Genomic DNA, 11,707 nt, shown 5'->3' on the forward strand with positions numbered 1-11,707 from the left:
CCCGGAGGGCCGGTGCTGCTTCTCGGTCGTCTCGCGACCATCATTGAGGGGCGCCAGTTGCGATCCTCACCGGTCCCGGAGGGCCGGTGCTGCGTGCGTGCTGCACGAACTCGGGCTGTTCGACTCCCCGCTGTTGCGATCCTCACCGGTCCCGGAGGGCCGGTGCTGCGCGCTATCGCAGCAGGGAAATGCGAGCAGGCGCCGCGCACGATCTGTGCCCATCGCCGATGCTGAGCTCTTTGCCCCTTTTTGACCGAGGGAGAGCCTGTCACCTGAAGTGTGGAAAGATCATCTCTTGTAGATACGAAGCCTGCTTTACCTGATTCGCCCTGGGTATGCCTGGGCAAGTTCGTTGAGTGCTTCGCGCCATCCGGCGACGCGTTGTCCTTCGACGAGCCGTGCGGGCATGAAGGCGTTCTTGTCTCCCTTGTCCTTCTTGGCGGCGCGTTCGCGGGCGCGTTTGTCCTCGATGTTGATGATGGCCAGCCACAGCAGCTTGACCACGGCGTCGTCGCCAGGGAAGTGCCCGGGGTCTTGGTCACCTTCCGCAGCTGGTAGTTGAGGCTTTCGATCCCGTTGGTCGTATACAGCAGTTTGCGGACCGGGCCGGTGAAGGCGAAGAACGGCGTGAAGCGGTCCCACGCGTCCTCGAACACCTTGATGGCCTGCGGGTACTTGTGCCCGAGTTCGGTGCCGGCGAACTCGGCCAGCGCCTCATAGGCGGCGTCGGCATTCACGGCGGTGTAGACCTTGCGCAGCTCCTTGGCCACCGCGCCGGCGTCGCGGCGCGCGACCGGCCGCAGCGCGTTTCTGATCAGGTGAACGACGCAGGACTGGACCACGGTGGCGGGAAACGCTTGATGGATGGCGTCCTGGAACCCGGCCAGTCCGTCGGTGCAGGTGATCAGGATGTCAGTGACACCTCTGTTGCGCAGGTCGGCCATCACGCTGCCCCAGAAGCGGGCCCCCTCAGCCGCGGTGGCGGTGTCGAGAGGGGTCTTGGCCAGCCAGATGCCCAGAACGTGCTTCTCCCCGTCGGCGTCAACGCCGACCGCGATGTAGGCGGGCTTGTTCTGCACGACATTGTTATCGCGCACCTTCACCACGATGGCGTCCAGGAACACCACGGCGTAGACCGGGTCGAGCGGGCGGGTCTGCCAAGCCTTGACATCGTTCATCACCTGGTCGGTGATGTTGGAGATGGTCTCGTGCGACAGCTCAGTTCCGTAGATCTGCCGCAGGTGATGCTGCACATCCCGCACGCTCATGCCGTGCGCATACAGACTGATGACCATGTCGTCCAGACCACCGGCGACCCGGCCCGCCCGCTTGGGCACGATCACCGGCTCGAACGTCCCGGCCCGATCCCGCGGCACCTCGATCCGCACCGGCCCCACACCGGTCTGCACGGTCTTGCGCTTCCCCTTGCCGTTGCGCGAGTTCCCGGTGTTGTTACCGGCCACATCGTGCTTGCCATAGCCCAGGTGGCCGGTCAGCTCGGCCTCCAGCGCCCGTTCCAGAACCGCCTTGACCAGCTCACCCAGCATCGACCCCTCGCCGGTCAACCGCAGCTGCCCGGCCTCGTCCCGCGAGCCGGCCAGCAGCACATCTAGCACCTCATCGCCCAGCAACTCCCGGACCGGCACCTTCTGGTCCAGCCCCAGCCTTTCAGCCGATGCCAGGACGACACTCTCACTTCCCTTGATCACAGCCATGATCGCCGTACTCCCCCCGAAGCAGTGGATGATCTCAGTGACATCTCATCTACCCTCGGTGATCATTTCCACCCCTGCCGTGATACCCCCCGAGGGACCCTTGGCGTATCGCGTGCATGCTTGGGGTTCCTAGATCATTTGAATGCGCGTTAAGAAGCTGTGTGGATGCTCCACCTGACGTCCAAGAGTCATTGAGCGGAGAAATGATCCTTTACTTCGCCGAGCTGGCTGTTGCTGCTGGCTGAGGCAGGCGGGCGCGGGTCTTGGCTGATGGTCGCCTGTCAGATCACCATTGGGCCGCGGGGGTCTATGGGGCGCGCGATGCCGAGGTGCTCGACGTCGTCGAGAGAGCGCGCGGGCAGATGATAGATGCGGATGCTATCGAGTGTGCTGTCGATGACCTGGTGTAGAGCAGCGACGAGCCTGAGCTTGTCAGCTTCTTGGCAGACGACCTCAAATACCGACTGTTGTACTCGGTGTCCGTATGCTTCACAAATCTTGGCCACTCGTCGCAGGCGTGCCTGGCCTGCTTTTGTTGTGGTCTCCACGTCGTAGGTGACGAGCAGGTCCATCAGGTGACCGTCCACGGTAGGTAGGCGTCGAGGTCGCCGCGTAGGTGCCGGGCGAGGAGCCGTGCTTGGACGAGAGGGAGCAGGGCAGCGGGCACGTCGCGTCCAAGTTGGGCGTGCGGCCATAGCCGCTGTCGGTTGGTCTGCCAAGCGCTGAGAACGGCTCGGCGGCCATCACTTGTAAGCTCCACGACATCGCCGGGAAGGTGAGCGAAGGCGCTTTCGTTTACCTCCTTGCGGTTAAAGAGGGTCATTACGAATCGGTCAGCGAGCAGTGCTCTGAATTCTTCCATCAGGTCGAGTGCGAGGCCGGGTTTGCCGGGACGCACTCCGTGCAGATAACCGATGTAAGGGTCGAGGCCCACTTGCTCCAGCGCACCGTGAACAGATACACGAAGCATTCCGTAGGCAAAGGAGAGCAGACAGTTGACGGGGTCTGTTGGTGGACGCCTGGTGCGTTCGAATGGGGTCAGCGCTGTTTGGCACATCGAGGGTAGTGCGTTGAAGTAGGCGCGGGCCGCGTTCCCTTCGACGCCCATCAGGATGTTCAGATTCGAGGCATGGGCTGCGTCGGTGAGCGAGTCCGCGTGTTGTTGGGCGGCGGTCCGCAAGGTCGTTTGTTTGGCGCCGGTGGCGTCGCGGGCTGCGCGTAGCAGCACTTGTCTGCTGTTTTGAAGCTTGCCTGCGATCATGTATCGCGCGATGGCCAGCCGCTGTGCTGGATCGTCGTGATGACGGTATTGGGCCAGTCGCAGCAAGGGGTTTCCTGCGGTGGGGCCTGCCAGCCGCGCGTAGAACTTGCCGTTCCCGCTGAGCCAGCTGATGGTGCGACGGTCGGCGGCGCAGCGGAGTTGTAGCTCGTCGCTGATTGCCACACCGCGAAAGAGGACCAGGTGATCGATGCGGGTCAGGGGGAGGATCTTCCGACCTGGCTGGTCAGGATGGTAGATCCGGACGGTGTCGCCTTCCAACCGCAGGCTGGTGCCGGGAGTTTGCACGTACAAGGTGTTGAGGAGTTCAGTCACGCCACGTTCCCAGCGGACGGGGGACGAAGAGGTCAGCCGTGCGGGGCGTCTGCGTGTGTGTGAGTTCGGGAAGGCAGTCGTCTCGCAGGGAGCATCGGCGGCAGCGTTTGTCGTTGCGCGCTGCGGGAAGTTTGTCGGCGCGGAGCAGGGTTCTCATGTCGGCGGCGGCGGCCGCCATCGCGGCGAGGAGGCTGTCGGTGATCAGGACCTGGTGACGTCTGCGATCGGTCGCTGAGTACACATACCCGAGGGGTACCTGGTAGCCGGCTTCCTTAAGGCAGACCGCCTGGCCGGCAACCTGAAGATCGGCGGGTCCTGGTCGATAGGGCCCGACCTTGTACTCCACCGGTGTTGCCGTGTGCTGCTCGATTTCGACGAGGTCACATATGCCGTGCAGCCCGTAGCGGCGGCTGCGGACCGGAAGCGATCGTAGCGAAATGAATCCACGACGCCGTTTAGTGCCGGGTAGGTCAACGGCCTTGTGTACGAGATCGCCTCGGACGGTATCGACGCTGTCGGCCCAGGTTGCTTCCACATGAATCATGGCGGCTTGCCGGCGGCAGTAGGTCACATGTTCAAGTGCTGCCAACGGGATGCTTTCCAACGGCGGAGCGACCGAGGCGTTCGGTGGGGCGGGACTCACGGCCACAGGTCGACGCCGGACCAGCAGGTGACGCCCTCGGGCAAGTTCTGGTTGTCCAGGGTGCGCTGGTAGTCGGTGTGATGGCGTGGCGGCTTGTCGTTGTCGGCGCGCGCTACGCGGACTCGTTGGGTGAGGCTGGCGGCGGGGGCGGCTCCGAATGCGTTAGGGTGGCTGTACACGTACAGGCCGCAGAGTTTCATTTCGCCTCGTGCGGCGGATCGGTCATGGTCGAACATCATGGCCAGTGCGGTCCACAGGGTCTGCAGGTCCTCGCCTGTGATGCCGGTTTTGGCTGCGCGGCTGGCGGAGTAGTAGGCGTGGCCACGGTAGAGACCATAGGGCAGGGTCCATTTGGAACCCATCTCGCTGCGCTTGCCGCCGTCGAGGTCCTCTTGCCTGGTGGGGGTGACGCGGGTGATGGCGTGGTCGCTGGGCAGCACGGGGTCAAGGCTGCGTGAGAAGGTGAATTGGAGCGGGCCGCGGATCTGTCCGGCCCCGGCGGTCTTGCTGCCCTCTTCCTTCTTTCCGGTGCTAAGTACGGCACCGAACATGCGGATGTCGAAGTAGCGTTCGCACAGCCAGCGTTGCTGGTCTGCCACCGGTCCCTTGTTGGTGGCCGTCCGGGCCGCCTCAATCCGCGGGTTGAGCGCGTGGCCAGCCTCGACGAAGATGCCATAGCCGGGATGATCGGGCTTGATTTCGGGGATGACGTCGCGGATCTTTCGTTTGATGGCGACGTCGGTTACCAGTCCTTGGCCGGTTTCGTCGTCGGTTCGCGGTTGGTTGCCCGCGTCGGGATCGCCATTGGGGTTGCCATCGGTGACATCGAACAGCACCACGATGTCGTGGCGGACCGAAGGGTCGAGATGAGTGGTCACGTGCTGGCTCCTTGGCTTTGGGCGGCGGTCGTTTCTTCAGTAGTGGTCTGTTTGTCGCCTGCCTGTTTGCGGCGTCCAGATCGCAGGTCGGCCCATTGCTGGTGGTACCCGAGAATGAAGGCCGCTTGGTCAGCCAGTACCGCGCCATGGGGTATGCCGCCGGCCTCGGCGAGCCGATCGACGAGGTCGTCCAGCCGCTGCCGGGCGTTGTGGGCGAAGGCTGGCTGGGTGCGCCTCATGCGTTTGAGCCAAGCCTGGGCATCACGCCGCCCGGCCACTAATGCCACGGCGGGGCTGGTGACGGCGCGGGCGAAGTAGCGGTCGGCGAACGTGACGTTGGGTGCTTCGTCGCCGTCGGTTCGGGCGGCGGAGAGTTGGATGTCTTCCAGCACGGCGAAGATGCGCCCGGACAGGTAGGCCGGTTGGTGGTTGTCGGGATTGAGGGTGGGCAAGTAGACCTCCCGGTCGGGAATCGTCATGCGACGCCGTAGGGCCAGCCGGACCAGGGCGGCGCGCTCGGTGTCCAGACGTCCGTCGGCGCGTATTCGCCGTACGGTGTGGGCCAGCAGTTTGGGCGGAAGGGGTCTACCGAGCAGGGCGCTGGCCAGCAAGGCGCGATGAATGCCTTGAGGGCGATCTGAACCTGACGCGCCGAACTTGGCGTATGAGCCGTTGCTGCCGCCCTTGCCGCCGTTCCAACGACCGGCCGCACGTGCCAGGCGTTGCGCGCCGATCTGCTGGACCTGGCCTGTCCATGCGTCAACGATTTCGTGGTCTGCGAACCAGTTCGCCAGATTGTCTTGGACGCCGTGGAGAGGGAGTTCAATCCACTCTCGGACAGCTACACGAGAGACATTGCCGCCGATGGCCACCGCGCAAAAGGTCGCCAGCTCTTCGTCATGCATCAGCGGAGAGCGGCGGCCACGAGCGGCATCGCCAACTAGGTGCGCGACCCGCTCAGGTGTGGGCTGGTCAAGCGCGTCGAGGTCGAGGTCGCCCCCGTTGGTCACCCACCACGCCAGCCGCGTGTCCTGCCCCGCCAGAGCGCTCTTCCATTGATCATCCAGGAGCCGTTCCAACGCCCCCATAGCGGCCAGACCGCAGGACACGCAGATCGGCGTGTGAACGAGCTGCTCCTGGAGATCGAACCCATGCGTCGCCTTGTTGACGCTGACCAGCGAAGTGGTCTGCGTGGCCAGCGGTACCAGTCTGGTCGGCAGCTTTTGCGGGATCGTCTTCAGCAAGTCATCAACCTGGCCGCACACCAGACAAAGTCCCCGAACTCCCAGCGCCTTGCGCGAAGAGGCAACCTGGACCCAGAATCGGCGTGCCGACTCGGTGTCGTGCAGAAACTCCCCCGCAAGTCGTACGGCGATCAAGTCAGCACGACCCCAACTTGGTGGCTGCGCGAACCGTTCAGCGTGACCACCGGTGTAGAAAGCCTGCAGGGAGCCTGCGGGCCCATCGGGATCGGCCGTAGCCCACTCCTCGGTGAGTGCACGGAAAGCCTGGTGTGCCTTGCGTGCTCGCTCGGGTTTGGCGTCCTCAGCGACCCATCCGAACAGATACTCCGGTGTGTCGACCCCGATCCGCGGTGCGATACCTGAGGTTTTGGTGATGGAGGGGATCACCCGGTTCGGCCCGTTCTTGATCGTGCGGTCGCTCTGATCGGCGTAGTCGATCAACTCGGCGGAAGCCGGCGTTCCATCGGGATGGAGAGTGAGGACCCACCGAACCGGTTCTGACCTGTAGTAAGGCGGCGGCACCTCATCAGAGCGAGTGCTGGCGTACTCGACCAGCCGGGCGAGCAACATCAACTGTCCCCCACCAGCGGAACCTGGATGCCACGTTCGGGGACGTACAGCACACCCGAATCGAGCCTGGCGGTGAACCACTCCATCGTGATCGGCGGGCCGAAGTGGATCGTGTGCAACATGACCCCCAGGTCCTCGCTGCGCGAGATGGGCGGGGTCTGGTCGGGGTCGCTGAACTCGGCGCTGAACTCTTTGGTGCCGAGAAACGGCTGCTGGAAGCAGGCGCCGCGGGTCACCCTGCGGCGAAACTGGGCACGGTAGGCGGCCGCGTTCTTGTCGGCCTTCTTGTCGACTTCGACATGGGCGTGAATGCGGTAGGCGACATCCCTCAGACAAACGGCATTGCGCTGATCACGCGCCGCCACCGTGTCCACCCGTTCCCCGCGCAACGCACCGGCCATCGAGACGACCTGATGCGTTTCGTTGCGGCGGACCGTGAACTGACGGATCGGCTTCAACACCTCGATCGCCATCACCCGGTACCGCATTTGAGGCTTCCAGAAGATCGCCTCCAGCACTCCCCGTGCAGCCGTTGGCGTCATCACCGGGTAGGTGACCCGCTCGACCTTCAACTCCGGTCTGGAGAACAACGCCGCCTCGCCCCAAACCTGCACCACCACCGGTGGCGCACCATCCGCCGTCCGCGGCAATCTCAGGCTGCTTTGCTCCTTGTTCAGCACACGAACTCCTCGGTCCTGGGATCCAGCTCCAAACCGGTATCAGCGTCGTAGCCGCCGAGCCACTCGGCGAGGCAACCGGGCTCCCCAACCTCACCCAGAACCGGGCTCATCAACGCGAGTACACCGGGTTTCTTCAGCGCCGAACGGTGAATCGTCGTCATGTACGGCTGTAGGCGTCGCAGATCTCCGCTGTCTGGCCGGGGAGCGGCACGGATTCGTGCGACGGTGCCCTCGACCTCGGTGCGGTCGGCTTCATCAACCGCGCCTGCAGCCGTCACCACCGTCACGCCATCGTCATCGATCATGCGGAAGGCGAACCGGCGATCGCGGTTCTCAGTTTGGGGCTCGCACGGTCCAAGCGTCACCGCAGGAAAGTCATGTAGGCGACGCGCAGCTTGAATACGCTGTCCGACGGCATCGCGATCCTGCAGATTAAGGCCGTCGTACACGTCCTTGTAGTAGCTGCGGAGTGCCTGGAGACAGTCCGGATCAGCCTTTTCCACACCGAAGTGCACCCGTGTGGTGTTCTGTAGCCGCCTGTAGGCCGGGGGGCGACCGGCATCAGGCGGATCAACGATGATCAACCTGCCGAGGCGGTCAAGGTTGCCCTCACGATTGGCCCTTCCCGCAGCCTGCAACAGCGAATCTGCTGGCGCGAGCACGCGATAGACCACCGGGAAATCCACGTCCACACCGGCCTCGATCAGCTGGGTCGAGACCAGCAGGACACGCTCACCGGCGTCCAGCCGAGCCCGCACGGCCGCCAGCACGCGTCGGCGATGCGTCCCGCACATCCGCGTCGACAGGTGCCAGACGACCTGCCCGCCGACCATGTCACGCCATTGATCAAAGATGGCCTTGGCATCAGCCGTGGTGTTGACAACGACCAGAGCAGCCGGCTGATCTGCCGCATCTGCAGCCAACTCGGCCAGGGTGGGGCTTGGATCGGTACGCCATTCGAACTCCACCCGACGCATCCGCGTGATCAACCCAACAGGGTCAGAAATGATGTCCGCAGCCGGCAGATCCTGAAACGGGCCGAGATGCCAGAAGTCGGGCTGGGTTGCCGACGACAGCACCACTGTGGCGCCGAAATGCTCAACCAGCGTCCGCAGAGCATCCAGAATCGGCACCAGCATCTGGTGTGGCAGCGCCTGCACCTCATCAAGGACGATGACCGCACCCGCCAGCCGGTGCAGCCGCCGCATCGCCGCAGGCCGCCGATCGAACAACGACTCGAAAAGGCGCACCATCGTGGTGACCACAAAGGGGGCATCCCAGTTCTCAGCCGCTAGCTTCGTCCCCTTGTGCTTGGGCCGGTCGAAGTCGACCCCACTGTGGTGTTCCAACACCTCATCGCCCACCAGTTGCCGGTAGACATCTGCGTTCTGCTCAGTGATCGTCAGGAACGGCACCGCAACCACGACCCGTCGCATGCCATGCCTGGCGGCATGATGCAACGCGAACCCGCCTGTGGAAATCGTCTTACCGACACCGGTCGGAGCCCCCAGCCGGAACACCCCACGCGGCATCATAGCGGCCGTCAGACAGTCGCCGTAGACCTCATCACGGAGGTCATCGATCGCCGACCGGTCTCTACCTGCGAGCATGCTTCGGCGGCGCTGCTCGAACCGATCACGCAAGGCCATGAAACAAACATCGGGCCGCACCCTCGGCTGGCCCGCACCCTTGAAGTGCGCCGAGGTGTCCAGGACATCGGCATCACACAACGCGCTGAAAAGCAGACGCACAGCCATCTCCGACACCAACGGGTGGAAACGCCACGCATCGGGAAGAACCACCCGCGCCGAGCCGCCCAATTCCGGCAGCAACCCTTCGACAACGGCCAGCGCATCGACCTGCTGAGCCAGTTCCTGCCCCTTGGGAGCTCTCAATTTGGCGCCGAGGCCCGCCAGCGACGAAAGCCCTCCATGATGTCCTTCGATGGCTAGTGCAAAGCGCCCCAAACCCCGCTCATGAGCGAGCTTGGCACCCAACAGCTTGTGAGGAACGCCGACCGGCCGATCAGTGCCCTCGACCTCAAGCAGCCGGTCCTGCCACGCACACGAAGCCTTACCCACGTCGTGCAGCAGCCCAAGCCACCACGCGATCTCACCACCACCGAAAACATCAGCAAACCGCCGCGCCAGACCAGCCGTACCCCGCAAATGATCAACGAGCAGGTGCCTATGAGCCCCGTTGTCATCCAAGCTGTGGGCCCACACCGGCCGCGAACCAGCCACGGGAAGCCTCCCATCACGCCGTCATCGCGAGGAAACCCAAAGTAGCCACAACCAACTTAAGAGTTAGCAGAACCCTCGCAATGGCCAGATCCGACCAGGCGGCAGCGACACTCACCATCATGTGCTACGCGCTCTATAGCGGCGACCGTCCCCAACCAGTCCCAACATCCCGCGATCCCCGCCAATGCGTCTCGGCGGCCGCCGCGATCCTCACCAACCCGGCGGCGCTGTTCATCTGGGAGCCCGTTACCCTCCCGGCATGAGTCGGGTCGCGATCCTCACCGACCGTGAGGGGCCAGTGCTGCCAACAGCACGTAGCGGCCGACCCGGCGAACCTTCGGGCGGTTACGATCCTCGCCGGCCCGGGAGGGTCGGTGCTGCACGGACAGATCTGGACCGCGGGCCCGATCGCGGTACCGTTGCGATCCTCACCGGTCCCGGAGGGCCGGTGCTGCCTGGTGCCGAGACTCTTTTGGTTCCCGGACGAACCTGAGTTGCGATCCTCACCGCCCGGAGGATCGATGCAGCCCGGAGTCCTTGAACTTCACCTTCGGGGCGATGAAGTCATTGCGACCCTCACCGGCCCCGGAGGGCCAGTGCTACGCGTAGCGCCGGTGTTGCGGGCCGCCGTCTGGATGTTGCGATTCTCACCGGTCCCGGAGGGCCGGTGCTGCTCGTCCAGCACCTCCGGCAGCTGCCCGACATGCTGGTAGTTGCGATCCTCACCGGTCCCAGAGGGCCGGTGCTGCCCGGGGGTGTTGTGGCCGGGTTGTCCGTCCTTGCGGGGGTTGCGATCCTCACCGGTCCCGGAGGGCCGCTGCTGCCAGCGGATCCGCCTCTGGGTCGTAGAAATCCTCCAGGTTGCGATCCTCACCGATCCCGGAGGGCCGGTGCTGCCTGGCGGGCGGCGGCGACGAACGCGGCGTTCCGCTCGTTGCGATCCTCACCGGTCCCGGAGAACCGGTGCTGCAACCTGGTGGTGGTGAGGAGGTTTCCTTCCACCTGGTTGTTGCGATCTTCACCGGTCCCGGAGGGCCGGTGCTGCCGACCATGGCTCAACACGATGTGAACCTTGGACAACTGTTGCGATCCTCACCGGTTCCGGAGGGCCGGTGCTGCTCGTGCTGAGCAGCGACGACAAGGAGAACAAGCCGTTGCGATCCTCACCGGTCCCGGAGGGCCGGTGCTGCTGCTGGCCACCACCTACCTACAGCAAGACAAGGTCGAGTTGCGATCCTCACCGGTCCCGGAGGGCCGGTGCTGCCGGCCCGGCATGTCCCAACCCCTTACGGCCAAGCAAAGGTTGCGATCCTCACCGGTCCCGGAGGGCCGGTGCTGCCCGGGGGGCCAGGTTGTGTTCGTTTAACGACCGTTAGACGTTGCGATCCTCACCGGTCCCGGAGGGCCGGTGCTGCCCCGTGCCGGTCGGCGACGGCAAGGAGGTCGTCGAGGTTGCGATCCTCACCGGTCCCGGAGGGCCGGTGCTGCCCTTCCCCGGGCCGTCCAGCTCCCGATGTTCGAGCCCGTTGCGATCCTCACCGGTCCCGGAGGGCCGGTGCTGCGGTCAACGCGGTCCAGATCATGTGCAGCTCTTGCTCTGTTGCGATCCTCACCGGTCCCGGAGGGCCGGTGCTGCTCACCGAGGCGGACGTGGACAGCCGGATCGCGTCGCTGTTGCGATCCTCACCGGTCCCGGAGGGCCGGTGCTGCACCGGCGCCGAGCCTGACGCCGAAGACGAGCAGTGGGAGGATCCTCACCGGTCCCGGAGGGCCGGTGCTGCGACCGCCGTACTTGTTCGCCAGGTACAAGTCGTACCCAGAGTTGCGATCCTCACCGGTCCCGGAGGGCCGGTGCTGCCGTGAGTGGCGGCCGGGCCGGAGACCGGGCCGCCGCCGTTGCGATCCTCACCGGTCCCGGAGGGCCGGTGCTGCCCCGAGCGTCACCCCGTACGTCACGTCATCCGTGTACGTGTTGCGATCCTCACCGGTCCCGGAGGGCCGGTGCTGCCCGGTCGTCGGCAGCAAGCTCTAGCGTCTCGGCCTCGTTGCGATCCTCACCGGTCCCGGAGGGCCGGTGCTGCCCGGTCGTCGGCAGCAAGCTCTAGCGTCTCGGCCTCGTTGCGATCCTCACCGGTCCCGG

7 protein-coding genes, 1 pseudogene and 1 CRISPR repeat array are annotated in these 11,707 nt (G+C 64.8%); all 8 genes and pseudogenes read right to left on the bottom strand.

The window, feature by feature from the left end; translation table 11 throughout:
* Positions 1-315: 315 nt before the first annotated feature.
* A pseudogene (locus ACGFNU_RS14900) lies at positions 316-1,715 on the bottom strand (IS256 family transposase).
* A gap of 281 nt (positions 1,716-1,996) precedes the next feature.
* On the bottom strand, positions 1,997-2,287 hold the full coding sequence (gene cas2, locus ACGFNU_RS14905; protein ID WP_392593772.1) for a CRISPR-associated endonuclease Cas2: 291 nt from the start codon (positions 2,285-2,287) through the stop codon (positions 1,997-1,999).
* A complete protein-coding gene (gene cas1c / locus ACGFNU_RS14910; protein ID WP_392593774.1) occupies positions 2,287-3,309 on the bottom strand; it encodes a type I-C CRISPR-associated endonuclease Cas1c in 1,023 nt (340 codons plus the stop codon). Before cas1c ends, cas2 begins: the two co-directional genes overlap by 1 nt.
* Complete coding sequence (gene cas4 / locus ACGFNU_RS14915; protein WP_392593776.1) at positions 3,302-3,913, bottom strand: CRISPR-associated protein Cas4; 612 nt, start codon at positions 3,911-3,913, stop codon at positions 3,302-3,304. Before cas4 ends, cas1c begins: the two co-directional genes overlap by 8 nt.
* Before the next feature lie 35 nt (positions 3,914-3,948).
* Complete coding sequence (gene cas7c / locus ACGFNU_RS14920; RefSeq protein ID WP_392593778.1) at positions 3,949-4,830, bottom strand: type I-C CRISPR-associated protein Cas7/Csd2; 882 nt, start codon at positions 4,828-4,830, stop codon at positions 3,949-3,951.
* On the bottom strand, positions 4,827-6,644 hold the full coding sequence (gene cas8c, locus ACGFNU_RS14925; protein WP_392593780.1) for a type I-C CRISPR-associated protein Cas8c/Csd1: 1,818 nt from the start codon (positions 6,642-6,644) through the stop codon (positions 4,827-4,829). The genes cas7c and cas8c overlap by 4 nt, the downstream gene beginning before the upstream one ends.
* Complete coding sequence (gene cas5c / locus ACGFNU_RS14930) at positions 6,644-7,324, bottom strand: type I-C CRISPR-associated protein Cas5c (RefSeq protein WP_392593782.1); 681 nt, start codon at positions 7,322-7,324, stop codon at positions 6,644-6,646. The genes cas8c and cas5c overlap by 1 nt, the downstream gene beginning before the upstream one ends.
* Complete coding sequence (gene cas3 / locus ACGFNU_RS14935; RefSeq protein WP_392593784.1) at positions 7,318-9,567, bottom strand: CRISPR-associated helicase Cas3'; 2,250 nt, start codon at positions 9,565-9,567, stop codon at positions 7,318-7,320. The genes cas5c and cas3 overlap by 7 nt, the downstream gene beginning before the upstream one ends.
* 566 nt (positions 9,568-10,133) lie before the next feature.
* Positions 10,134-11,648: a CRISPR direct-repeat array (repeat unit 37 nt; unit sequence GTTGCGATCCTCACCGGTCCCGGAGGGCCGGTGCTGC).
* Positions 11,649-11,707 lie beyond the last annotated feature (59 nt).

Origin of the sequence: Spirillospora sp. NPDC048911 (assembly GCF_043198015.1) — a bacterium.
In the GTDB taxonomy this organism is placed as follows: Bacteria; Actinomycetota; Actinomycetes; order Streptosporangiales; family Streptosporangiaceae; genus Spirillospora.

Excerpts from the sequence above, each read along its gene's own strand:
- cas8c (WP_392593780.1), bottom strand. The coding sequence starts at position 6,644 with ATGTTGCTCGCCCGGCTGGTCGAGTACGCCAGCACTCGCTCTGATGAG.
- cas2 (WP_392593772.1), bottom strand. The coding sequence starts at position 2,287 with ATGGACCTGCTCGTCACCTACGACGTGGAGACCACAACAAAAGCAGGC.